The sequence below is a fragment of the Pseudomonas sp. 2 genome, from assembly GCF_056627435.1.
In genome coordinates, this window is the sequence record NZ_JBWXNG010000014.1 from 155,847 (window position 1) to 179,494 (window position 23,648).

25 protein-coding genes are annotated in these 23,648 nt (G+C 61.8%); 10 read left to right on the forward strand and 15 right to left on the reverse strand.

Annotation, left to right across the window (positions count from 1 at the left end; genetic code table 11):
* Positions 1–31: 31 nt before the first annotated feature.
* Entirely contained in the window at positions 32–1,486 is a 1,455-nt protein-coding gene (locus AC1MEK_RS21970; protein WP_480398384.1) for a TrkH family potassium uptake protein, read from the reverse strand.
* A 172-nt stretch (positions 1,487–1,658) separates the two neighbouring features.
* Between AC1MEK_RS21970 and AC1MEK_RS21975 the strand changes: the two genes are divergently transcribed.
* Positions 1,659–2,219 carry a nitroreductase family protein gene (locus tag AC1MEK_RS21975; protein ID WP_480398385.1) on the forward strand — a complete coding sequence of 187 codons (561 nt, stop codon included), beginning with the start codon at positions 1,659–1,661 and terminating at the stop codon, positions 2,217–2,219.
* 93 nt (positions 2,220–2,312) lie between these two features.
* On the opposite strand, the gene AC1MEK_RS21980 is transcribed toward AC1MEK_RS21975, so the two are convergent.
* The 6 genes from AC1MEK_RS21980 to AC1MEK_RS22005 form a co-directional block, all read right to left on the reverse strand.
* Complete coding sequence (locus AC1MEK_RS21980; RefSeq protein ID WP_480398386.1) at positions 2,313–3,650, reverse strand: sensor histidine kinase; 1,338 nt, start codon at positions 3,648–3,650, stop codon at positions 2,313–2,315.
* Between the two features lie 102 nt (positions 3,651–3,752).
* Positions 3,753–4,196, reverse strand: a complete 444-nt coding sequence (locus AC1MEK_RS21985) for an LTXXQ domain protein (RefSeq protein ID WP_480398387.1) — start codon at positions 4,194–4,196, stop codon at positions 3,753–3,755.
* A 255-nt stretch (positions 4,197–4,451) separates the two neighbouring features.
* Positions 4,452–5,129 (reverse strand): response regulator transcription factor, encoded by a 678-nt coding sequence (locus AC1MEK_RS21990; protein ID WP_480398388.1) that lies wholly within the window; start codon positions 5,127–5,129, stop codon positions 4,452–4,454.
* A 7-nt stretch (positions 5,130–5,136) separates the two neighbouring features.
* Positions 5,137–5,556, reverse strand: coding sequence for an SH3 domain-containing protein (locus AC1MEK_RS21995; protein ID WP_480398389.1), 420 nt, complete (start codon positions 5,554–5,556; stop codon positions 5,137–5,139).
* 270 nt (positions 5,557–5,826) lie between these two features.
* A complete protein-coding gene (locus tag AC1MEK_RS22000) occupies positions 5,827–6,126 on the reverse strand; it encodes a YciI family protein (RefSeq protein WP_480398390.1) in 300 nt (99 codons plus the stop codon).
* Between the two features lies 1 nt (position 6,127).
* Entirely contained in the window at positions 6,128–6,736 is a 609-nt protein-coding gene (locus tag AC1MEK_RS22005) for a septation protein A (RefSeq protein ID WP_480398391.1), read from the reverse strand.
* A gap of 74 nt (positions 6,737–6,810) precedes the next feature.
* Between AC1MEK_RS22005 and AC1MEK_RS22010 the strand changes: the two genes are divergently transcribed.
* The 7 genes from AC1MEK_RS22010 to arfB all read left to right on the forward strand — a co-directional run bounded on the left by AC1MEK_RS22010 (position 6,811) and on the right by arfB (position 13,529).
* Complete coding sequence (locus AC1MEK_RS22010; RefSeq protein ID WP_480398392.1) at positions 6,811–7,671, forward strand: PHP domain-containing protein; 861 nt, start codon at positions 6,811–6,813, stop codon at positions 7,669–7,671.
* A 13-nt stretch (positions 7,672–7,684) separates the two neighbouring features.
* A complete protein-coding gene (locus tag AC1MEK_RS22015) occupies positions 7,685–8,317 on the forward strand; it encodes an L-threonylcarbamoyladenylate synthase (RefSeq protein ID WP_480398393.1) in 633 nt (210 codons plus the stop codon).
* Positions 8,318–8,445: 128 nt separating this feature from the next.
* Complete coding sequence (locus AC1MEK_RS22020) at positions 8,446–9,144, forward strand: segregation and condensation protein A (RefSeq protein WP_480398417.1); 699 nt, start codon at positions 8,446–8,448, stop codon at positions 9,142–9,144.
* 18 nt (positions 9,145–9,162) lie between these two features.
* Positions 9,163–9,945, forward strand: a complete 783-nt coding sequence (gene scpB / locus AC1MEK_RS22025) for an SMC-Scp complex subunit ScpB (protein WP_480398394.1) — start codon at positions 9,163–9,165, stop codon at positions 9,943–9,945.
* A gap of 359 nt (positions 9,946–10,304) precedes the next feature.
* Positions 10,305–11,483, forward strand: a complete 1,179-nt coding sequence (gene rluB, locus AC1MEK_RS22030; RefSeq protein WP_480398395.1) for a 23S rRNA pseudouridine(2605) synthase RluB — start codon at positions 10,305–10,307, stop codon at positions 11,481–11,483.
* 198 nt (positions 11,484–11,681) lie between these two features.
* Positions 11,682–13,106, forward strand: coding sequence for an amino acid permease (locus AC1MEK_RS22035; RefSeq protein WP_480398396.1), 1,425 nt, complete (start codon positions 11,682–11,684; stop codon positions 13,104–13,106).
* Positions 13,107–13,115: 9 nt separating this feature from the next.
* On the forward strand, positions 13,116–13,529 hold the full coding sequence (gene arfB / locus AC1MEK_RS22040) for an alternative ribosome rescue aminoacyl-tRNA hydrolase ArfB (protein WP_480398397.1): 414 nt from the start codon (positions 13,116–13,118) through the stop codon (positions 13,527–13,529).
* Positions 13,530–13,607: 78 nt separating this feature from the next.
* Here the strand turns inward: arfB and AC1MEK_RS22045 are convergent, their stop codons facing one another.
* The 7 genes from AC1MEK_RS22045 to phhA form a co-directional block, all read right to left on the reverse strand.
* Entirely contained in the window at positions 13,608–14,822 is a 1,215-nt protein-coding gene (locus tag AC1MEK_RS22045) for an MFS transporter (protein ID WP_480398398.1), read from the reverse strand.
* Between the two features lie 174 nt (positions 14,823–14,996).
* A complete protein-coding gene (locus tag AC1MEK_RS22050; protein WP_480398399.1) occupies positions 14,997–15,188 on the reverse strand; it encodes a hypothetical protein in 192 nt (63 codons plus the stop codon).
* 80 nt (positions 15,189–15,268) lie between these two features.
* Positions 15,269–15,406, reverse strand: a complete 138-nt coding sequence (locus AC1MEK_RS22055; RefSeq protein WP_480398400.1) for a hypothetical protein — start codon at positions 15,404–15,406, stop codon at positions 15,269–15,271.
* A 596-nt stretch (positions 15,407–16,002) separates the two neighbouring features.
* Positions 16,003–16,542 (reverse strand): DUF2867 domain-containing protein, encoded by a 540-nt coding sequence (locus AC1MEK_RS22060; protein WP_480398401.1) that lies wholly within the window; start codon positions 16,540–16,542, stop codon positions 16,003–16,005.
* A 77-nt stretch (positions 16,543–16,619) separates the two neighbouring features.
* The gene (locus AC1MEK_RS22065; protein ID WP_480398402.1) at positions 16,620–17,816 is read right to left on the reverse strand and encodes an amino acid aminotransferase; all 1,197 of its coding nucleotides are present in this window, start codon (positions 17,814–17,816) and stop codon (positions 16,620–16,622) included.
* Positions 17,817–18,173, reverse strand: coding sequence for a 4a-hydroxytetrahydrobiopterin dehydratase (locus tag AC1MEK_RS22070; RefSeq protein ID WP_480398403.1), 357 nt, complete (start codon positions 18,171–18,173; stop codon positions 17,817–17,819).
* 15 nt (positions 18,174–18,188) lie between these two features.
* Positions 18,189–18,977, reverse strand: a complete 789-nt coding sequence (phhA, locus tag AC1MEK_RS22075; RefSeq protein ID WP_480398404.1) for a phenylalanine 4-monooxygenase — start codon at positions 18,975–18,977, stop codon at positions 18,189–18,191.
* Between the two features lie 291 nt (positions 18,978–19,268).
* On the opposite strand from phhA, the gene AC1MEK_RS22080 reads away from it, so the two are divergent.
* Positions 19,269–20,822 carry a sigma-54-dependent transcriptional regulator gene (locus AC1MEK_RS22080; protein ID WP_480398405.1) on the forward strand — a complete coding sequence of 518 codons (1,554 nt, stop codon included), beginning with the start codon at positions 19,269–19,271 and terminating at the stop codon, positions 20,820–20,822.
* A 106-nt stretch (positions 20,823–20,928) separates the two neighbouring features.
* On the opposite strand, the gene AC1MEK_RS22085 is transcribed toward AC1MEK_RS22080, so the two are convergent.
* The gene (locus AC1MEK_RS22085; protein WP_480398406.1) at positions 20,929–21,195 is read right to left on the reverse strand and encodes a DUF2790 domain-containing protein; all 267 of its coding nucleotides are present in this window, start codon (positions 21,193–21,195) and stop codon (positions 20,929–20,931) included.
* Between the two features lie 465 nt (positions 21,196–21,660).
* On the opposite strand from AC1MEK_RS22085, the gene acs reads away from it, so the two are divergent.
* Entirely contained in the window at positions 21,661–23,616 is a 1,956-nt protein-coding gene (gene acs, locus AC1MEK_RS22090) for an acetate--CoA ligase (protein ID WP_480398407.1), read from the forward strand.
* Positions 23,617–23,648: the final 32 nt, after the last annotated feature.

Below are 23,648 nucleotides of genomic sequence, written 5' to 3' on the forward strand. Positions count from 1 at the left end.
CGCTCCTACAGGTTTTACATCGTCTGAACGATCAATGCCGCCAGAACGCCGGGATGCACAGCACCAGAATGGTGATGATCTCAAGCCTGCCCAGCAGCATCCCCACTGACAGAATCCACTTCGCCGCATCCGGCAGGGTCGAGAAGTTGCCTGCCGGGCCAATGGTTTCGCCAAGCCCCGGGCCCACGCCCGACACGGTACTGGCCGCGCCGGTCAGGGCGGTCATCCAGTCCAGCCCCAGCAGCGACAGCAGCAGGGCGATCACACAGATGGTGATGGTGAAGAAGAACGAAAAGGTCAGAATCGACCGCACGATCTCGTCGTCCAGCCGGTGGCCGTTGTACTTCTGCTTGATCACCGCGCGGGGGTGAATCAACTGATGCAGGTTGGCCTTGAGCAGGATGTAGGCGACCTGAAAGCGAAACACCTTCACCCCGCCTGCAGTCGAGCCCGAGCAGCCGCCGATGAAGCCGAGGTAGAAAAAGAACATCAGCGCGAAGTTGCCCCACAGGCTGTAGTCGCCCAGAGCGAAGCCTGTGGTGGTCACCACCGACGTGACGTTCAGCGCCACATGGCGCAGGGCGTCATACCACGGCAGATCGGTGGTGGCCCAGTACCACAGCGTCATCACCAGCCAGGTGACCAGGAGCAGCCCGATGAACCCCTGCACCTGTTCGTCCTTGATCAGCGCCTTGCGATGGCCGCGCAAGGTCGCGACGTACAGGGTGAACGGCAGGCTACCGAGGATCATCACCACCACTGCCACCCAGTGCACCGAAGGTTGCGGCCACTTGGCCAGCGACTGGTCGGAGGTGGAAAAGCCGCCGGTGGAAATCGCCGACATCGCGTGGTTGATCGCATCGAACAGGCTCATGCCCGCCCACCAGAACGCCAGGCTGCCGAGAATGGTGATGCCGACGTACACCAGCACGATGTATTTGGCCACCATGTGCGAGCGCGGCATGACTTTTTCGGAGCGGTCGGAGGATTCGGTCTGGAACAGGCGCATGCCGCCGATGCGCAGCAGCGGCAGGATCGCCACCGCCATCCCGATAAAGCCGATACCGCCGAGCCAGTGCAACAGCGAGCGCCAGATCAGGATCCCCGGTGACATGCTGTCCAGGCCGCTGAGCACCGTGGAGCCGGTGGCGGTGATGCCGGACATGCTTTCGAAGAACGAATCGGTGTAGCTGATGTGCTGGGTGAACAGAAACGGCAGGGCGGCGAAGATGCACACGATCACCCAGCTGCTGACGGTCAGCAGGTACATGTCCCGGGGCCGCAGATGAACGTGTTCCGGACGCCCCTGGGCCACCAGTGCCAGACCGGCGATAAAGGTGACCGCGCTTGCCCAGAGGAATGACGGCATGTCGCCGGTGCGGTCGAAGATCACCAGGGTCGCCATCGGAATGACCATGGCGATGGCCAGGGTGATGAGGAAGATGCCGATAATGAAACCGATGATGCGAAGGGTCGGCAACGCCATGCAGTCGCTCTGATCTGGTAGTGGAAAGGCGCTCATTTTACCTGCGGGGCATGCCAAGTAAACCGAGGGCTTTCCCGGGTGTCCTGTAAGTAATTGCCACTGTCATTCGTTATTGAAGTTCAAGAAAGCATTTGCGGCACTACAATGCCCCATCATTTTCAGGAGACGATTTATGGAAGCGCTCGACCTTTTGCTCAATCGCGTATCGGTGCCCCGGCTGATCGAACCGGCCCCGGACGCCGCCCAGCGCGAAGCACTCTTCGGCGCCGCCCTGCGTGCTCCGGACCACGGCGGGCTGCGCCCTTACCGCTTCCTGACCGTGGAAGGCGAGGCGCGCAACCGCATGGGCGAACTGCTGGCCCAGGCCTTGATCGCAAAGGGCGGCGAGTCGGATGAGAAGGCCCTGGAGAAAGCCCGTTCCGGCCCGCTGCGTGCGCCGCTGGTGGTGGTGGTCATCGCGCGCTTGCAGGACCATTACAAAGTGCCGAAATCGGAGCAGGTGATCACCGCAGGCTGCGCGGCCCATGGCGTGCTGCTGGCGGCCTATTCGATGGGGGTGGGTGCGGTCTGGCGCACTGGCGAGCTGGCGTATGCGCCGCAGGTGGCCAAGGGGCTGGGGCTGGCGGCGGATGAAGAGGTTGTGGCGTTCCTGTACTTGGGCACCCCGCTAAACCCGCCGCGCGAGGCGCCGAAGCTGGATGTGGCTGAATTTGTCAGTGAGTGGCAGGGCTGAACGCGCTGTGAAGCGTTCGTAGCAGCACGGCTTGCCGGCGGGGCGTACTCAAGATCGCTCCCGCCGGCAAGCCGTGCTGCTACGGTGTGATTGTCATAATGGCGCGTTGTGATCGCGCGGCACGACGATGCTTGCGATGAAACCACCCTGGGGATGGTTGTCCAGCACCAGGCTGCCGCCGTGTTTTTCCGCTGCACGCTTGGCGATGGCCAGGCCCAGGCCGTAACCGGGGGCGGTCTGGTCGGGGGCGCGGTAGAAGGGTTCGCCCAGTTTGGCCAGATGCTCGGCACTCACCCCAGGCCCCTGGTCGCGCACGCTGATGAACAGCATGTCATCCTCGTTGCGCGCGCTCAGCTCGATCGGTTGCCCGGCCGGGTTGAAGCGCAAGGCGTTGCGCAGCAGGTTGTCCAGCGCCCGCTCCAGCACATTCGGCCAGCCTTGCAACTGAACGCCGTTTTCCACCTGCACCTCGACCGTCTGCTCGCTGGCGCTCAGCTCGGTTTCGGCTTTCAGGTGGTTCAACAGGCCCGCCAGGTCCACCGGTGTGGCGCTGCCCATGTCGGCATCCAGCCGCGCCAGGGCCAGAATCTCACTGATCAACTCTTCCAGGCGATCGCACTCGCGGGTCAGCCGCGGCCAGAGTTTTTCCCGCTCGGCGGTCTCTGCGCGCTCGGCCAGGGCCAGGGCGATGCGCAGCCGCGCCAAGGGCGAGCGCAGTTCGTGGGAGACGTCGCGCAACAGCTGGCGCTGGCTGACGATCAGGCTCTGCAGGCGCGCGCCCATGCGGTTGAAGTCATTGGCCAGCACGCCGAATTCGTCGCGCCGGTTGGCCAGTTGCGCCAGGCTGTTCTGTTGATAGGTCGTCTGCCCCAGATCATGCACCGCGCCGCGCAGGCGGCTCAGTGGGCGGGTGATCGACAAAGTGACGAGCAGGCTGAACAGGGTCAGTACCACCAGCGCGATGCCCAGCGCACTGAGCGGCCACATCAGGCTCTGACGGTGCCAGGCATCCAGTTCGGGGTGCGGAATGCGGTAGATCAGCAGGTACGTCTCGCCGCTCTTGGGGCTGGTGTATTCGGCGGTCAGGCGACGCCAGGGCAGGGGCCGCTGATCGTCCTTCTGCTGGCGCGCCTCGTAGGCGGCCGCGCGCATCGGGAAGGTGCCGGGCACCACGGCCTCACCGCTGTCGTTGAGCACCTGCACGTCGAAGTGATACTTACGTTTGAGATCCTGCAGGTAATCCTGCGCGGCATCCGGGCCTTGCTGTTCATAGAGCTGCGTCCACTTTTCCGGCAGCTTGTGCAGGCCGGGGTGGCGACTGAGAATCCAGGCGTCCTGATTGAGCATGTGCCCCAGCAGGATCGACAACCCCGCCACCAATGCGATCGCGAGCCAGAAGCTCGCCAGGATTCGCCAGAACAATGAACGCACGTGAAACCCTCGGCTCAGCCTTTGCAATCAGGCCCTTGAATGGGAAAACCCGACACGCTTGGGGTCGTGTCGGGTTGGGGAGTGTAACGCGCCTGTGGCGGGTTACTGGGTCTTGCTCGCTTTTTGTGCTTTCCAGGCCTCGAATTCGGCGCGGTCGGCGCGACGCTGTTCGCGATCCTTCTGGATCTGGTCGAAGGTCTTCTGCTGATCCGGGGTCAGCATGGCGCGAATGTCAGTCTGGGTTTTCGCACGGCTGGCGGCGATTTCATCCTTCATGGCTTTCTGGTCGGCTGGCGAGAGCTTGGCCAGGTACTTGCGGGTGATGTCGGAGCGGCCGCGCCACTCATCGCCCATCAGCTTGCCGACCTTCTGGTGCTGTTCCGGGGTCAGGTTCAGCTTGTCGAACGGGCCGCGGTGGTGATGCATGCCCGGGCCGTCGAAGCCTGGGCCGCCAGGGCCACCCATGTGGCCGCCATCGGCAGGCTGGGCCATTGCAACGGTCGGCAGAGCAGCAGCGAACATCAAAGCCATCAGAGTCTTGCGCATGGTAAATCTCCTTGTCTCGGATCCGGCTCTGTGCCGGTTGTGGCCAGTTTAGGGAGATCAAGGTCAAGCGAGGTCAGGCGTGGGTAAAGCTTGGGTAAAGAGGGTTTGCGACAGTACTGACACAGATGAACGCTGTAGGAGCGCGCTTGCCCGCGATGCGTTGTGTCAATTAACACATGCGTTTCAGGCCGACAGCAATCGCGGGCAAGCGCGCTCCTACAGGGTCGGTGTCACGCCCGCGAATGGTGTCGTGCATCAAACGGCGTAGTAGTAACCGCGGCTGCGCAGCGCCACGATCCGTGGGCGGCCGTCGGCGTGGGGGCCAATCTTCTTGCGCAGGTTGCTGACGTGCATGTCCAGGCTGCGGTCGTACAGGGTCAGTTTGCGGCCCAGTGCCAGTTGCGCCAGTTCCTGCTTGTCCAGCGGCTCGCCGGGCTGGCCCAGCAGCGCTTCGAGCAGGCGCGCTTCGGAGACGGTCAGGGTGAATTCCTGCTCATCGATGGTCACCACGCCCCGGGCCGGGCTGAAGCACAGGTCGCCCAGCTCGATCTGGCTGGACACGGCGGCCGGGTGGCTGCGGCGCAACACGGCGCGCAACCGCGCGGTCAGCTCGCGCGGGTCGCAAGGCTTGGCCAGGTAATCGTCGGCCCCAAGTTCAAGACCCAGAATGCGGTCCAGCGGCTCGCCGCGCGCCGAAAGCATCAGCACGGGCAGGTCGGGGTGATCGGTGCGTAATTGCTTGAGCAGTTCCAGACCGCTGCCGTCGGGCAGCATCACGTCCAGCACCACCGCGGCGGGGGCGGACTCGGCGAGCGCCTTGCGGGCACTCTGGCCGTCGTGGCATGCCCGCACCGCAAAGCCTTCCTGGCTCAACCAACTGCCGAGGAGCTCGCACAGCTCCTGGTCATCATCAATAAGTAACAGCTCGCTCATGACTCACTCAATTTAGCCATTGCCGACGCTGTCTACGCCAGCCGCTGGCAAAGATACCGCACAGCAGGGCCACCATTGCAACGCCGCCCCCCGTGACGAACCATTGTTGTTGCTCGGTCAGAATGCGCGCAGGCATCGCCGACTGCGCTTCTTTGAGCTGCAGTTTAAGCCTTTGGTTCTCCTGACGCAGGCGTCCCACCTGAATACTTTCACGCTCAGTGTCGGCATTTTGTAGTTTCTGGGTCAATTCTTCCCGTTGCTTCTCGCTTTCGGCCAGGCGCTGACGCAGTTCGGTCAGTTGCGCGGCGGTACTGGGCAGCGGCAGCGCGTGGCTGACGGTATCGCCGGACTCTTCGGCTTGAACATCGAAACTCATCGCTGAGACGACCAGTGCGGCCGCCAGCAGACACCACGGACGTGGACGCATCTGAACTCCTGACTTTTCTTGGCATTGGCAGGGTATCGGCAAGGGGATGCGAATAATGAGCAGTCGGGAAGGGGGAGGCAGAAAGGGCAGCGTACCGGGGCGCCAGGCTCTCAAATTGCGGTGTCGCTTGAATCGTCCCGCCGGCAAGCCGTGCTGCTACGGGGTGTTGGTGCATGTATCTCTTGCGTATCCAGCCTCAGTCCGTAGCAGCACGGCTTGCCGGCGGGGCGATTTCAAGAACGCCACATCCGACAAGCCATGGAGGCTGTATTACGGCAACACTTGCTTGAACGGCTTGACCACGACGTGATCATAAACACCGGCGGCCTTGTACGGATCGGCCTCGGCCCAGGCCTGAGCGGCGGTCAGGGATTCGAACTCGGCGACGATCAGGCTTCCCGTGAAACCGGCAGGGCCCGGGTCATTGCTGTCGATGGCAGGCAAGGGGCCGGCCAGCACGATGCGGCCTTCGTTTTTCAGCGCGGTCAGGCGCTCAAGGTGCGCAGGGCGCGCTGCCAGGCGTTTTTCCAGCGAGTTGGCGACGTCTGTTGCCACGATTGCGTAGAGCATTTCAGTCCTCGGTCTTTTTGGTGGTAGGCGGCACCGATGCGTCGGCATCGTGCATGTGACGGGCGAGGAAAATACCCTGGCCGATCAGGAAAATCAGGGTCATGCCCAGGCTGCCGAAGACTTTGAAGTCGACCCAGAAGTCCTGGTAAGTGAAAGCCACGTACAGGTTGGCGGCGCCGCAGAACAGGAAGAACACGATCCAGGCGATGTTCAGCTTGGTCCAGATCGCCTGTGGCAGCGTCAGCGCGTGGCCCATGATGCGTTGGATCAGCAGGCGGTCGCCGATGAAGTGGCTACCGGCGAAGATCAGGGCGAACAGCCAGTTGACCACTGGTGCCTTCCACTTGAGGAAGGTTTCGCTGTGGAACGCCAGGGTCAGGCTGCCGAACACCAGGCAGGCGACCAGCGTCAGCCACTGGCTTTTTTCGAGCTTGCCCTGGCGCATGTAAAGAATGCCATAGACCACGATGGAGCTTGCGATCAGCATCGCGGTGGCGCTGAAAATTCCGCCTACCATGAAGCTGTGCCCCAGGATGTCAACGGCTTGCGGGCTGATTTTGTAGACGATGAAGAACAGGATGAGCGGGATGAAGTCGATGAATTGTTTCACAGTAAGAGCCAGAAGCTGGATGTGTCGGCATAATAACAAACATCAATGACTGCGAAAGCGCCGCTAAACCTACTATGAATGTCGATCTGCATTGCCACAGTACTGCCTCCGATGGCGCCCTTGCGCCTGCGGCACTTGTCGCGCGTGCCCATGAAAACGGCGTCCGGGTGCTGGCGCTGACCGACCACGACACCATCGAAGGCCTGCAGGAAGCCCGCACGGCGGCGCTTGCGCTGGACATGCAGCTGATAAACGGCATCGAGTTGTCCTGCACTTGGGGCGGTGCCACCATTCATATTCTGGGCTACGGTTTTGATGTGGATGCCACCCCGCTGCGCGACGCCATTGAGCAATTGCACACCGGACGCTGGCTGCGCGCTGAAGAAATCAGTCGCAAATTGGCGATGAAAGGTATGCCTGGGGCGCTGGAAGGTGCCCGCGCGGTTCAGCAGGCGCTGGGCGACAGCGGCAATGCACCGGCGCGACCGCATTTCGCCGACTTTCTTGTCAATGAAGGTTTCGTGAAAGATCGTGCCGAAGCGTTTCGCAAATGGCTGGGCGCGGGCAAGCTGGGCGACGTCAAGCAGCACTGGCCGACCCTGGAAGACACGGTCGCCACCTTGCGCAATTCGGGTGCCTGGGTCAGCCTGGCGCACCCTTGTCATTACGATTTCACGCGCAGCAAGCGCCGCAGGCTGGTCGCTGAGTTTCTCGCTGCTGGCGGCCAGGCCATAGAAGTGGTCAATGGCCTGCAAGCTGCCGAGCAGGTGGGGAGCCTGGCCATTCTCGCCCGCGAGTTCGGCCTGCTGGCCACCGCCGGCAGCGATTTCCATGCCCCAGGCGCCTGGGGCGAGATCGGCGTCTACCGCCCCTTACCGGAGGATCTGCCGCCCCTGTGGCGTCGGTTCAAACATGACCAGCCTACTGCCGTCTGAACAGGAAGATACCGTGAGTCAATTTTTCCAGGTCCACCCGGAAAACCCGCAGGCGCGTCTGATCAAACAGGCCGTGGAGATCATCAAGGGCGGTGGTCTGGTGGTGTATCCCACCGATTCGTCCTACGCCCTGGGTTGCCAGATGGGCGACAAAGGCGCCGTAGAGCGCATCCGCCGCTTGCGTCAGCTCGACGACAAGCACAATTTCACCCTGATGTGCTGCGACCTGTCGCAACTGGGCCTGTTCGCCAAGGTCGACACCGCCGCCTTTCGCGAACTCAAGGCGCACACGCCGGGGCCGTACACCTTCATTCTCAACGCCACCCGGGAAGTGCCGCGGCTGGTGCTGCACCCCAAGCGGCGCACCATCGGCCTGCGCGTGCCGCGCCATCCGGTGGCCCAGGCGCTGTTGCAGGAGCTGGGCGAGCCGCTGATGAGCGTGAGCCTGATCCTGCCGGGCGAGGAATTGCCGATGAGCGACCCTTATGAAATGCGCGATGTGCTCGAGCATCAGGTCGACCTGATCATCGACGCCGGCCACGGCGGGGTGTCGGCCTCCACGGTGGTCAATCTGTCCGAAGGCGAGCCGCAGGTGGTGCGCGTGGGCTGTGGCGATCCGACGCCGTTCGGAGTCGAAGTCGAGTGACCGAAGCGCAGGTGCAGGAACCGGCTATTGATCCCCAGGCCGATGCCCAGCAGGAACTGCCGTTCGCCCTGGTCTATGGCCACGCGGTCACGCAGATGCCGCTGGATTTGTACATTCCCCCGGATGCGCTGGAAGTCTTTCTCGAAGCCTTCGAAGGCCCGCTGGACTTGCTGCTGTACCTGATCCGCAAGCAGAACATCGACATCCTCGATATCCCGGTGGCGGAGATCACTCGCCAGTACATGGGGTACGTCGAGCTCATGAAAACCGTGCGTCTGGAGCTGGCCGCCGAGTATCTGGTGATGGCCGCGATGCTGGCCGAGATCAAGTCGCGCATGCTCTTGCCACGCTCGGAAACCACCGAGGAAGAAGAGGATGACCCGCGCGCCGAACTGATCCGCCGCCTGCAGGAGTACGAGCGCTTCAAGGCTGCCGCCGAAGGCATCGACGAGCTGCCCCGCGTGGGGCGTGATGTGGTGGTGCCCAAACTTGATGCCCCCGAAGCCCGGGCGCGCAAGTTGCTGCCGGACGTGGCCCTTGAAGAGCTGCTGGTTTCGATGGCTGAGGTGCTGCGCCGTGGCGACATGTTCGAGAGCCATCAGATCAGCCGCGAAACCCTGTCCACCCGCGAGCGCATGAGCGATGTGCTGGAACGCTTGAAAGGCGCGGGCTTCGTGCCGTTCGCCGAACTGTTCACGGCAGAGGAGGGGCGCCTTGGCGTGGTCGTGACCTTCATGGCGGTGCTGGAGCTAGTCAAGGAACAACTGGTGGAACTGGTGCAGAACGAGCCGTTCGCTGTCATTCATGTGCGTGCGCGTGCCGAATAAAGAGCAAGAACCGATCAAATGAACCTCAACGAACCCCGTGACCTCGCGCCATTGCTGGAAGCCTTTCTGCTGGCCTCGGGCAAACCGCAATCGCTGGAGCGCCTTTACGAGCTGTTCGAGGAAGCCGAGCGCCCTTCGCCTGCGGTCTTCAAGAAGGCCCTGACACTGCTGGGTAAATCCTGCGACAACCGCGCGTTCGAATTGAAGGAAGTCGCAACGGGTTACCGTTTGCAGATCCGCGAGAAGTTCGCGCCGTGGGTTGGCCGTCTGTGGGAAGAGCGCCCGCAGCGTTACTCCCGCGCCTTGCTGGAAACCATGGCGCTGATCGCCTACCGCCAGCCGATCACCCGGGGCGAGATCGAGGATGTGCGGGGCGTGGCGGTCAACAGCAACATCGTCAAGACCTTGATGGAGCGCGAGTGGATCAGGATCGTCGGTTATCGCGACGTGCCCGGCAAACCTGCGATGTTCGCCACCACCAAGGCGTTTCTCGATCACTTCAACCTGAAAAGCCTGGACGAACTGCCACCTTTGGCCGACCTGCGGGAAATGGAAGCCGAGCCTGTGCTGGACTTCGATGACGCACCGGTGCCTGCGCACCTACAGGCTTTGGCCGACGCCGCGCTGGCCGAAGACGGCGAATCTGCAGAACCCGAAGCGCCGCGTGACGAAACCAGTTTCCGCAGTCTGCTGGCCGAGCTCGACACCATGGAGCAGGGGCTCAAGACCGATTTCGATGATTTGCTGGTGGACGAGCCGGAGCCAGAAGACGAGCCGGCGGACGACGAAGACCCAAGATAGTGTGCAATACCTTTTTCCGTCACCCCGCGATCATATGTGGGAGCCGGCTTGCTGGCGAATGCGTCAGGTCAGTCAATCCCTCTGTTGAATGACATACCCCATTCGCCAGCAAGCCGGCTCCCACGGCCTTCGGCCAGAAGCAGTTCCTGTGTCTGCCCTTGGAACAAAACTAAACAACCCGACGATTTTCATCTAGTCTCTGATGCGCAACGCTCGCCATGAGCGTATGATTTGCGGCCTTTTGGCGATCCGCTCGCCAGAAACCCAAGTTTTCCGCCCGACGTTCTCGCCCAGAGAACAGGGCAACAGCCCGTGCCCACTCGCGCACGGCCTGATTCGACACACCGGGAGGTGCCCAGATGAGTGAACAAGACAAGCAGGAAAAAGCGATCGCCCCAGCCGGCGAGAAGCTGCAGAAGGTACTGGCGCGTATCGGCGTCGGCTCGCGACGTGACGTCGAGGCCTGGATCGGCGAAGGCCGGATCAAGGTCAACGGGGTTCAGGCAAGCCTGGGCCAGCGCGTCGACCTGCACGATGCGATCAGCGTCGACGGCCGCGTCATCAAGCGCGAAGAGTCGGCCGAAACGGTCCGTCGCGTCATCATGTACAACAAGCCCGATGGCGAAATCTGCACCCGTGACGACCCGGAAGGCCGTCCGACCGTGTTCGACCGCCTGCCACGCCCGAAAGAAGGCCGCTGGATCAACATCGGTCGCCTGGACATCAATACCACCGGTCTTCTGATGTTCACCACCGACGGTGAGCTGGCCAATCGCCTGATGCACCCGTCCTTCGAGATGGATCGCGAATACGCGGTGCGCGTGCGTGGCGAAGTCGACGACGACATGTTGCTGCGCCTGAAGAACGGCGTGATCCTGGAAGACGGTCCGGCGCGTTTCACCGACATTCAGCAGGCACCGGGCGGCGAAGGCTTCAACCACTGGTACCACTGCGTGGTGATGGAAGGCCGCAACCGCGAAGTCCGTCGTCTGTGGGAATCCCAGGGGCTGGTGGTCAGCCGTCTGAAGCGCGTGCGTTTCGGTCCGGTGTTCCTCAACTCTGACCTGCCGATGGGCCGCTGGCGCGAAATGAGCCAGCAGGAAGTCGACATCCTCAGCGCCGAGGTGGGTCTGACGCCGGTCGCGATGCCGCAGATGAACGCCAAGACCAAGGACAAGATGGCCCGCCTGCAGCGTCAGTCGTCCCGTCCACTGGGCAAGAACGAGCGCGTGCGTCAGCTGCGTCCGGCCAAGGATGCAGCGCCAACCGAGCGTCCGGCCCGCGAGCCGCGCCTGGCCGATGGCGACCGCCCGGCGCGCAAGCCTGCCGACAGCACCCGCCCGGCACGCACACCGCGTCCGGCAGCAGGTCGCGCTGACAGCAGCCGTGGCACGGAAGTGGCCGAGCGTCCGAGTGAAATGAACAAGCGCCCGGTCAAGCCGCGCGCCACCCGTCCCGGCATCAAGCTGAGCGACGACGATAAGGCCCAGGCTACCAAGCGCCGCCCGGCAGGCACAGGCCGTCGCAAGCCTGAGTGACCGCCAGCTGCAATGAAAAACGCCAGTCCTTGTGACTGGCGTTTTTTTTGCGGTGTACAATGCGCCGCGTTTTTTCTGTGATCCATGGCGTATGGACGCCAAACCACTCGGGATTTACCGATCCCGTTTCATTCCGCCACGTCATGAGCGTGTCGGGTTCGATTCCGTCGCAGACAAGAACAATAAGGTGACTTTGCAATGAGTGAACACATGTCCCATTCAGGTGACTTGAAGCGTGGTCTTAAAAACCGTCATATCCAGCTGATCGCCCTGGGCGGCGCCATCGGCACAGGTTTGTTCCTGGGATCGGCGGGCGTGCTCAAATCGGCGGGTCCGTCGATGATTCTCGGTTATGCGCTGTGTGGCTTCATCGCCTTCATGATCATGCGCCAGCTGGGCGAAATGATCGTCGAAGAGCCGGTGGCCGGATCCTTCAGCCATTTCGCGCACAAATACTGGGGCGGTTTCGCCGGCTTTCTGTCCGGCTGGAACTGCTGGGTGCTGTACATCCTGGTCGGCATGTCGGAACTGACCGCCGTCGGCAAGTATGTGCAGTACTGGTGGCCGGAAGTCCCGACCTGGGCTTCGGCAGCTGTCTTCTTCGTGATGATCAACGTGATCAACCTGGCCAACGTGAAAGTCTTTGGCGAGGCCGAGTTCTGGTTCGCGATCATCAAGGTCGCGGCCATTCTGGGCATGATCGCTCTGGGCAGCTACATGCTGGTCAGCGGCAGCGGCGGGCCACAGGCGTCGGTCAGCAACCTGTGGGAACACGGCGGCTTCTTCCCCAACGGCACCAGTGGCCTGGTAATGGCGCTGGCGTTCATCATGTTCTCGTTCGGCGGTCTGGAAATGCTCGGCTTCACCGCCGCAGAAGCCGACCAGCCGAAAACCGTGATCCCCAAGGCGATCAATCAGGTGATCTACCGCATCCTGATTTTCTACATTGGCTCGCTGGTGGTGCTGCTGTCGCTGACGCCATGGGATGCGCTGCTGGCTGACCTGAACGCTTCGGGCGATGCCTACAGCGGCAGTCCGTTCGTCCACGTGTTCTCGATGCTGGGCAGCAACACCGCCGCGCACATCCTCAATTTCGTGGTGCTCACGGCGGCATTGTCGGTGTACAACAGCGGCACCTACTGCAACGCGCGGATGCTGTTCGGCATGGCAGAGCAGGGCGATGCACCCAAGGCGCTGGCCCGGGTCGACGGCCGTGGTGTTCCGGTGCGGGCGATTCTGGTGTCGGCCGCGGTGACGCTGATCGCCGTGCTGCTCAACTACCTGATCCCGCAGAATGCCCTGGAGCTGTTGATGTCACTGGTGGTCGCGACCCTGGTGATCAACTGGGCGATGATCAGTTACTCGCACCTCAAGTTCCGCCAGCACATGGCGCGCAAGGGCCTGCAGCCGCTGTTCAAGGCGTTCTGGTACCCGTTCGGCAACTACCTGTGCCTGGCCTTCGTACTGCTGATCCTGGGCATCATGCTGATGATCCCGGGGATTCAGGTGTCGGTGTACGCCATTCCGGTGTGGCTGGTGGTGATGTGGGTGTTCTACCTGATCAAGAACAAGGGCCATGCCGACGGTGAGTCGATGGCGCAGCGTACCTCGATCATCAAATAGCACCGGCCCATGCTGATCATCTCCAACAACGTGCATCTGCCGGACGACGAGATCGAAATGACCGCCATACGTGCCCAGGGCGCGGGCGGTCAGAACGTCAACAAGGTGTCGAGCGCGGTGCACCTGCGCTTCGACATCAACGCCTCGTCACTGCCGCCGTTCTACAAGGAGCGGCTGCTGGCCTTGCGTGACAGCCGCATCACCAGTGACGGCGTGGTCATCATCAAGGCGCAGCAATACCGCACCCAGGAGCAGAACCGCGCCGATGCGTTGTTGCGTTTGAGCGAGTTGATCGTCAGTGCCGCGAAGGTGGAGAAGAAACGCCGCCCGACCAAGCCGACGCTGGGGTCCAAGACCCGCAGGCTGGATGCCAAATCCAAACGCGGGTCGATCAAGGCGGGTAGGGGGAAGGTGGATTTCTAGCGCGTTACCCGTAGCAGTCCGGCTTGCCGGCGACGGCAATTTCGCGGGCCATGTCGCCGGCAAGCCGGACTGCTACGGTCAGGTCTGCGCTGTTCTCTCGCGCATCACCTTCGCCTGCTTGTACAGATACACGCTCAACCCCAGCCCAGCCAGTGACGCCAGCGCCGCGAACAGGAAGATCGAGGCAAAGCCAAAGCCCGACGCCACCGCACCGGCCACGGGCCCGGTAATCCCCAGGGACAGGTCGATGAACAGCGAGTAGGCGCCCACCGCCGCACCGCGGCTCGACGCCGGCACCAGATTCACTGCCTCCACCCCCAATGCCGGGAAGACCAGTGAGAAACCGAAACCGGTCAGCGCAGCACCCGCCAGCGCCAGGTTGGGATTCGGTGCCAGCCACAGCAGCAGCAAGCCCAGGGCCTCGACTGACAGACAGGCAATGGCCACGCGAAACCCGCCCAGGCGGTTGATCATGTTGCCGAACAGCAGGCGCGCGCCGATGAAGCAGGCACCGAACAGGCTCAGGCACAGCACGGCATTGGGCCAGGTGTGGCTGGCGTAATACAGGGTGATGAAGGTAGCGATGGTGCCGAAACCGATCGAGCCCAGTGCCAGGCCCGTGCCGTGGGGCATGACGCGGCCCAGCACATGCAGGAACGGCATGCGCTCGCCGTGCACGATGGGGGCCGGGGTTTTCTTCCAGGCCAGTGCGATACCCAGCGCGGCGAGCAGAATGATGCTCACGCCCATCGCCCACAGCCCCAGGCTCTTGACCAGTAACACGCCCAGCGGCGCGCCGATGGCCAGTGCGCCGTAGCTGGCGATGCCGTTCCAGGAAATCACCTTGGCGGTGTTCGCCGCCCCCACGCGGCCGATGCCCCAGCCAATAGAACCGGAACCCACCAGGCTTTCAGCGCTGCCCAGCACCAGACGGCCGATGAACAGGCTGATCAGGCTGACCATCGGCCAGGCATCGAGCCATCCGGCCAGCAGCATGAACACACCAGAAAGGCCGCAGCCGAACAGGCCGATGATCACGGCTTTTTTCGGGCCCTTGTTGTCGATGATTTTTCCGGCGTGTGGGCGGCTGAGCAGGGTGGCCAGGTATTGCACGCTGATCACCAGGCCCGCCGTGACGGCACCGAAGCCCAGGTCCGTGTGCACATAGCCGGGCAGCACTGCCAGCGGAATGCCGATGTTGAGGTAGCCGATGAAGGTGAACAGGACGATGGAAACGACCTGCAGGGTGACTGTGATAGGGCGTTGTGTAGCGGCGCTCGAAGCGTCTGACATGGGCATCAATCCACGATGGCGACAGAAGAAAAACAGCGGGGCAGAAACGTGATGGAGCGTAGACGCTTGAAAGGCAAGCGATGCCACATGATAACGAGGCTTTCCCGTTCGTGGGCAGTTGAAGGTTGAACCGGGCCTGTACGAATCGGCCTGTTCAGAATGCGAATTTTCTGATTATTGAGCGGGTTTTTCGGTGGCGGGCGCCAGCAGTTGCGTGGTGACCAGGGCTGCGAGGGCGTTTTCCTGGGTGCCGAAGCGGGCCAGCAAGGCGTGTTGTTTTTCCGGGCTCAGGCGCGCCCAGATGGCGATCATCTGTTCGGCGGTGCCGATCAGGGTCTGGGCTTGGGTTTCGGTGAATTCGCTCATGCGGGGCATTGTAGAGTAATTCAGCCCTTATGGAAGTACGCCTTGCAGACGCTCTTGCATAGGGGCTGAAACATCAGCCGTTAGCGTTGGCCTTGGGCTTTTTTGCTGTCAACGTCTTTGGCACCGGCTTTCATCTCGATCGGTTGACCGAGTTCCTGACGGGCTGCTGCGCTTTGCTGGGTTTGGCTTGGGAAGGGGAAGTTTGGGATTTCGTGCATCGTCTGTCGCTCCTCACAAGTTGCTTGGTTCAGTCCGCGGTTGGCGTTGTGGGCCGGTTGCGGGCTTCCCTGAGCTGCCGATAGGCAGCGCGTCCATAAAACGCAGAGGGAGGATACAGCAGATGAAATGACAATCTGACTTTTAATGATGGCCGTTGGTCATGTAGTGGCTGTTCAGGGCTACAACCTGAACCGGATTTTGGCATGAGCTCGGTTGCAGATCCGGCATTGTGTTGATGCTTGCATCGCTGGTTCTGCCTAACGGCAGAGCTGTTCCGCCTTCGGCGGGTTACTTGATGACCCCAAGTAACCAAGGGTTCTGCTCCTGGTTTGGGTCCTCCTTCGTCGGACTTCCTTCATTCCAGTCTCGTTCCGTGGGCCCGGCGCGAATGGGCCATCCATGGCCCCGCGCCTCGCGCGGCATCCTGCCGCTTGACCCACTCCACGAGACTTCCATTCAGCCTGCACCCAGGTCGCGTTTGGCGTCGTCTGTGATATTTGCGCATGAAGATCAAAAGCAGGCGGCTAACGCCGTCCCCGGGCGACCGCCGGCAAGCCGGACTGCTACAGGAGAGATGGCGTCCGTGGTCGTGATGTTACGTCAGACTGCCCAGCATCGTTTTGACGATCTTGCGATGAAACGGTGCGATCAGTTTTAGGTACAGCTTTCCGATTTGACCCTGTGGTATCACCACTGATGTCACAAAGAGTTTCGGGTGCTCGTTCCGTTGATCCAGGTACAGCGAGATCGACACCTTGAAGTGCCGGTCCAGCAGTTGCAACACCAGTTCACCCTGTTCATGGGTGACGACTTCGAAGAAGTCCAGTTTGTCCCCCGGCTCCAGCATTGCACGAGATTCATTTGCTTCTTGTTTGAAGCCCAGGGTCGGCGTCATCCCCAGCCAACCCACCAATTTGTCTCGCGTATTCAAAAGAAGGTTGATCCACCCAGGCGCTGCGGTGGTCATTTGCAGGTAGGCGTCGTACGCGCTCTCGCATTGTCCCGGCGTGATTTCACGGACAAAACAATCGCTGTAGTAAGTGTCGGCGAATACGTACGCCAAGGTGCTCCCGGCAGGTGGGGTAGTGCGGGTTGCTCGGGAAGGCAGACCCGCTTGTGTGAAGCTCTCATCCATGGCTTTGAACCCGTGTGGTATCCGTACCGTTCAAGGGTGACGGTGGTCAGACCACCGTCGTTGTCAGTCTTGCTGTTTCAGTCCTTGCAAACCGCCGCAAACGCCGCCGCCAGCGCGTCCAGGCGCGTGGCGTCGATGCCGGCGACGTTGGCGCGGCCGGCGGCGACCATGTAGACGCTGTGTTCCTTGCGCAGGCGGGCGACCTGGGCGTCGCTCATGCCGGTGTAGGAGAACATGCCGCGCTGGATGCCGATGTGGGCGAAGCGCTCGCCCAGGCCCAGCGGGGTCAGGGCGTCGACCAGGCCGACGCGCAGTTGGGCGATGCGGCTGCGCATTTCTTCGACTTCATCGGCCCACATGGCCTTGAGTTCAGGGTCGCCGAGGATTTCAGCGACCACTGCCGCGCCGTGATCCGGCGGGTTGGACCACAGGTTGCGGGCGGTGGCGGACAGCTGGCTGCGTACGTCCAGCAGCTTGTCGCTGTTGTCCGCGCAGACCAGCAGGGCGCCGGTGCGTTCGCGGTACAGGCCGAAGTTCTTCGAGCAGGAGCTGGTGATCAGCAGTTCCGGCAGTTCGGCGGCGAACAGGCGCACTGCCCAGGCGTCTTCCTGCAGGCCATCGCCGAAGCCCTGGTAGGCGAAGTCGATCAGCGGCAGCAGGTTGCGGCGCTTGACGATTTCCAGCACCTGCCACCAGTCGTCGTGGCTGAGGTCAAAACCGGTCGGGTTGTGGCAGCAGGCGTGCAGCAGCACGACGTCGCCTTCCGGCACGGTGTTCAGGGTTTCCAGCATGGCTGGCACATTGAGCGTGTTGTCGCTGCCGACGTAAGGGTAGTGATTGACCTTCAAACCGGCAGCGGCATAGATGGTTTCGTGGATCGGCCAGGTCGGGTCGCTCAGCCAGATGCCCTTGCCGGGCAGGCAATTGGCGATGAAGTCGGCCGACAGGCGCAGGGCCCCGGTGCCGCCCGGGGTCTGGGTGGCGCCGACGCGTTTTTGCGCGATCAGGGGAGAGCCTTCGCCCATGACCAGTTCACAGATCAGCGCACCGAAGCGCGGTTCGCCATGGCCGCCGATGTAGGTCTTGGTCGGCTGCGAGTCCACCAGGCGCTGCTCGGCCAGCTTGACCGCGCGCGGAATGGTGGTCAGGCCCTGCGCGTCCTTGTAGACGCCAACGCCCAGGTCGAACTTGTTCGGGTTGGGGTCGTTGGCGTAGGCCTGGATCAGGCCAAGAATGGGATCGTCCGGTACGCGCTGAATCTGTGAAAAATGCATTTACTTACGGCCCTCGGCGCCTTTGGCCACCTCGTCGGTGCGGGCGGCCATGATGAAGTCGTTGCGGTGGAGCCCCTTGATCGAGTGGCTCCACCAGGTGACGGTCACCTTGCCCCATTCGGTCAGAAGACCTGGGTGGTGACCTTCAGCCTCGGCAATTTCGCCGACCGCGTTGGTAAACGCCAGCGCAAATTTGAAATTCTTGAACAGATAGACCTTCTCCAGTTGCATCACGCCATCACGGACTTCGATGTTCCAGTCCGGAATCTGGCGCAGCAGCTCGGGCAATTCGGCTTCGCTGACCTGCGGTGCGTCGGCGCGGCAGGCTTCGCAGTGGGACTGATTGAGCGATGTCATGAGAGATTTCCTTTGTCAGGCAGCTTTGTTTTTAGGCGGAAAACGCGGGGCATGCAGGCCCAGTTCCGTGGCGGTGCGCACCATGCCCATGATGTCTTCGTGGGCCAGGTCGAACAGGCGCTTGAGATCCGGCAGCACGAAATAGAGCGGCTGCAGGATGTCGATGCGGTACGGCGTGCGCATGGCTTCGATCGGGTCGAAAACCTGATGTTCAGGGGTGTCGGACAGGCTGTAAACGGTCTCCTTGGGCGACGAGAGAATGCCGCCTCCATAGATCTTGCGGCCCTGGGCGGTTTCCACCAGGCCAAATTCGATGGTCATCCAGTAGAGACGGGCAAGATACACCCGTTGCTCTTTGCTGGCTGCCAGACCCAGCTTGCCGTAGGTGTGGGTAAATTCCGCAAACCAGGGGTTAGTCAGCAGCGGACAGTGTCCGAAAACTTCGTGGAAGATGTCAGGCTCTTGCAGGTAATCGAGTTCTTCGCGGGTGCGGATAAAGGTGGCCACGGGAAAGCGCTTGCTGGCCAGCAACTCGAAAAAGGTCTGAAACGGAATCAGCGCCGGAACCCGGGCGACTTGCCAGCCGGTGGTGGCGTCGAGCACGCGATTGATTTCACCCAGTTGCGGAATGCGGTCGTGGGGCAGGGCCAGTTGCTCGATGCCGTCGAGGTATTCCTGGCAGGCGCGGCCCTCGACCACCTGCAATTGGCGGGTGATCAACGTGTTCCACACCCCGTGTTCTTCTTCGGGGTAGTCGATAAAGCCGCTGGCGTCAGGTTCCCGGGCGACGTACTGCGTGCTCATGTTGCTCTCCTGAATGGCTTGTTCTTGTCTGGAGCAATGCGGATTGGACATCCGCCTGAGGCTATTGATACCTGTTTGTGGGCCAGTTGCAGCCGGCCATGGGCCATAGGAAGGCTGAGCACCAGGCATTGCCTGTAAAGAAATCCTGACAGCGAGACAGCCAAGGCTGAGAATGTCGGCGTCCTGGCAGGCTGATGGCGCTTGTGCTGTCACGTATTCTTGACGGTAAACTTCTCTTCATCACAAAAAATGCCGGGCTGGTCATCGCCCGGCCTACAAGAGTCGACCCCCATGCGCATCAAAGTGCATTGCCAGAACCGCGTCGGCATCCTGCGCGACATCCTCGAATTGCTGGTTTCCTACGGCGTGAACGTCTCCGGCGGGGAGGTGGGCGGCGAATTCGGCGACGCGATCTATCTGCGCTGTCCGAACCTGATCAACCTTCAATTTCAGGCACTGGGTCCTAAGTTCGAGGCCATCCCCGGTGTATTCGGCGTCAAGCGTGTGGGATTGATGCCCAGTGAACGTCGGCACATGGAACTCAACGCCTTGCTCGGCGCGCTGGAGTTTCCGGTGCTGTCCATCGACATGGGCGGTTCCATCGTCGCGGCCAATCGCGCGGCGGCGCAGTTGCTGGGCGTGCGGGTCGATGAAGTGCCGGGCATTCCGTTGTCCCGCTACGCCGAAGATTTCGACTTGCCGCAGCTGGTCCGCGCCAACCGTTCGCGCATCAACGGGCTGCGGGTGAAAGTCAGGGGCGATGTGTTTCTCGCCGACATCGCGCCGCTGCAATCCGAGCACGAAGACAGCGAGGCCATGGCCGGTGCAGTGTTGACGCTGCACCGTGCCGACCGTGTCGGTGAGCACATCTATAACGTGCGCAAGCAGGAGCTGCGCGGCTTCGACAGTATTTTCCAGAGCTCGAAGGTGATGGCCGCCGTGGTCCGCGAGGCTCGGCGCATGGCGCCGCTCGATGCGCCTCTTTTAATAGAAGGCGAAACCGGCACCGGCAAGGAACTGCTGGCCCGGGCCTGTCATCTGGCGAGCCCGCGCGGCCAGTCGCCGATGATGGCGCTCAATTGCGCCGGGCTGTCCGAATCCATGGCTGAGACCGAGCTGTTCGGTTACGGCCCCGGCGCGTTCGAGGGCGCGCGGGCGGAGGGCAAGTTGGGCCTGCTGGAATTGACCGCCGGCGGCACGCTGTTTCTCGACGGCGTGGCCGAGATGAGTGCGCGGCTGCAGGCGAAATTGTTGCGTTATCTGCAGGAAGGCTGCTTTCGCCGGGTTGGCAGCGACGAGGAGGTCTATCTGGATGTGCGGGTGATCTGCGCCACTCAGGTGGATTTGTCCGAGCTGTGCGCGCGTGGCGAGTTTCGCCAGGATCTCTACCACCGCCTCAACGTGTTGTCGCTGCATATTCCGCCGTTGCGCGAATGCCTGGACGGGCTGGAGCCTTTGGTGCAGCACTTCCTCGACCAGGCCAGCCGGCAGATCGGCTGCCCGTTGCCGGGGATCTCGAAGCCGGCGCTGGAGCGGCTGGCGCAGTATCACTGGCCGGGCAACGTGCGGCAGCTGGAAAACGTACTGTTTCAGGCGGTGTCGCTGTGCGAGGGCGGCATGGTCAAGGCCGAACACATTCGTTTGCCGGATTACGGCGTGCGTCAGCCGCTGGGAGATTTCTCCCTCGAGGGCGGGCTTGAAGAAATTGTCGGGCGTTTTGAAAAGGCGGTACTTGAACAGTTATATGCCACACATTCCAGTAGCCGGTTATTGGGTAAGCGACTGGGTGTGTCTCATACAACGATTGCCAATAAGTTAAAGCAATACGGAATAGGGCAAGTTTAAATTATATATAAGTTCCGTAGCAGCACGGCTTGCCGGCGGGAGCGATTTAGAGAACGCTCCCGCCGGCAAGCCGTGCTGCTACGAGACAGTATCAAATTCTGGATAGTTACCCGTTACTGCATCCGTTACCCATCACCAGGTATTCGAGAACATGGCGCTTGCCCTGGGAGTCCTCGTAGGTCATGTGCTGGGGCACCACGTTGCAGACGTTGGGCGTCTCGTCCACGGAGATGACCCGGGCGATGTCCAGGTCGGTCGAGTAGGTATAGTGCTCGACGGGTTGTGCTTGGCTGGAAATCTCGCTCGGTCCGTCCTGCGCCATTGCCGCGGCGCTGAAACCACAAAGAGCCATTACAACCAGTGCAGCTTTCATTACAGGTTTCCTCGTTGTTGCTTCATCAACTCTGCAGGCTGTTGAGTTGCAGTCGGCAGGGTGCACAAAATCCTCGTGAGATTCTGTGAGAAGCCAGTGAACTATCAGTTTAGTCGCGTCGGTTTAGTTGCCAGATCGACAAGCCGGTGTGGGGGGCTGCAAGTTGTCAATCGTTTGCCGTGTTGGCAGGACGAATTCTAGACCTGCAGGGGAAATTCATATAGAAACCATTTTGATAAAGACTATTGAGCATTCCGGTAATAATCAGCAATAACCGCTGAAATTAGCCCGGCGTTCTAGTTCTTTGGTCGTAGTCCGAATATGAAGATTTGCCACACGGCGGGCACTTCAGGGCGTTTCGGCGTTATGCTGTCGGCCGGTAAGACCATCGTCGAATGGCTTTCAGGGCCATCGGCGGATACAACGGTTGCATACAAAAACAACATTTCCACCGAGGTAAGAAAGATGAGTGCGGCTTCCCTGTACCCCGTTCGCCCTGAAGTGGCAGCCAATACGCTGACTGACGAGGCGACCTACAAGGCCATGTACCAGCAGTCGGTGGTCAACCCCGATGGCTTCTGGCGTGAGCAGGCCAAGCGCCTGGATTGGATCAAGCCTTTCACCACCGTCAAACAGACCTCCTTCGACGATCACCGCGTCGACATCAAGTGGTTCGCCGATGGCACCCTGAACGTTTCCTACAACTGCCTGGACCGTCATCTGGCAGAGCGTGGCGATCAGGTCGCGATCATCTGGGAAGGCGACGACCCTTCCGAAAGCCGCAACATCACCTACCGCGAACTGCACGAAGAAGTCTGCAAGTTCGCCAACGCCCTGCGCGGCCAGGATGTGCACCGCGGCGACGTGGTCACCATCTACATGCCGATGATCCCGGAAGCGGTGGTCGCCATGCTGGCTTGCGCCCGTATCGGTGCGATCCACTCGGTGGTGTTCGGCGGTTTCTCGCCGGAAGCCCTGGCGGGCCGCATCATCGACTGCCGTTCGAAAGTGGTGATCACCGCTGACGAAGGTGTACGCGGTGGCAAGAAAACCGCGCTCAAGGCCAACGTCGACCGCGCGCTGACCAACCCTGAAACCAGCAGCGTGCAGAAAGTCATCGTCTGCAAGCGCACCGGCGGCGACATCGAGTGGAACCGCCACCGCGACATCTGGTACCACACCCTGCTGGAAGTGGCGTCGACCACCTGCGCACCGAAGGAGATGGGCGCCGAAGAGTCGCTGTTCATCCTTTACACCTCCGGCTCCACCGGCAAGCCCAAGGGCGTGTTGCACACCACCGCCGGCTACCTGCTGTACGCGTCGCTGACCCACGAGCGGGTGTTCGACTACAAGCCGGGCGATGTCTACTGGTGCACCGCTGACGTGGGCTGGGTCACCGGCCACAGCTACATCGTCTACGGCCCGCTGGCCAACGGCGCGACCACGCTGCTGTTCGAAGGCATTCCGAACTACCCGGACATCACCCGCATGTCGAAGATCATCGACAAGCACAAGGTCAACATCCTCTACACCGCCCCGACCGCCATCCGCGCGATGATGGCCGAAGGCACCAAGGCCGTCGAAGGCGCCGATGGCTCCAGCCTGCGCCTGCTGGGTTCGGTGGGCGAGCCGATCAACCCGGAAGCCTGGAACTGGTACTACAACACCGTCGGCAAGCAGAACTGCCCGATCGTCGACACCTGGTGGCAGACCGAAACCGGCGGCATCCTGATCAGCCCGCTGCCGGGCGCCACCGCGCTCAAGCCGGGTTCGGCGACCCGTCCGTTCTTCGGCGTGATTCCGGCGCTTGTGGATAACCTGGGCAACCTGATCGAAGGCGCGGCCGAGGGCAACCTGGTGATCCTCGACTCCTGGCCTGGCCAGTCGCGCAGCCTGTACGGCGACCACGACCGCTTCGTCGACACCTACTTCAAGACCTTCCGCGGCATGTACTTCACCGGCGACGGCGCGCGCCGCGATGAAGACGGCTACTACTGGATCACCGGCCGGGTGGACGACGTGCTCAACGTGTCCGGCCACCGCATGGGCACGGCCGAGATCGAAAGCGCAATGGTCGCCCACCCGAAAGTCGCCGAAGCGGCGGTGGTCGGTGTGCCGCACGATCTGAAAGGGCAGGGCATTTATGTCTACGTCACCCTGAACGGCGGCGAGGTGCCGGACGAGGCGCTGCGCATCGAGCTGCGCAACTGGGTGCGCAAGGAGATTGGCCCGATTGCCTCGCCAGACGTGATTCAGTGGGCCCCGGGCCTGCCGAAGACCCGTTCGGGCAAGATCATGCGCCGCATCCTGCGCAAGATCGCCACCGGGGAGTACGACCAGTTGGGCGATATCTCGACCCTGGCCGACCCGGGCGTCGTGGCGCATCTGGTGGAGACACACAAGACCATGAACGTCGCCTGACGCTCAGTGGTTCGCAAACGCCCCGTTCGGCG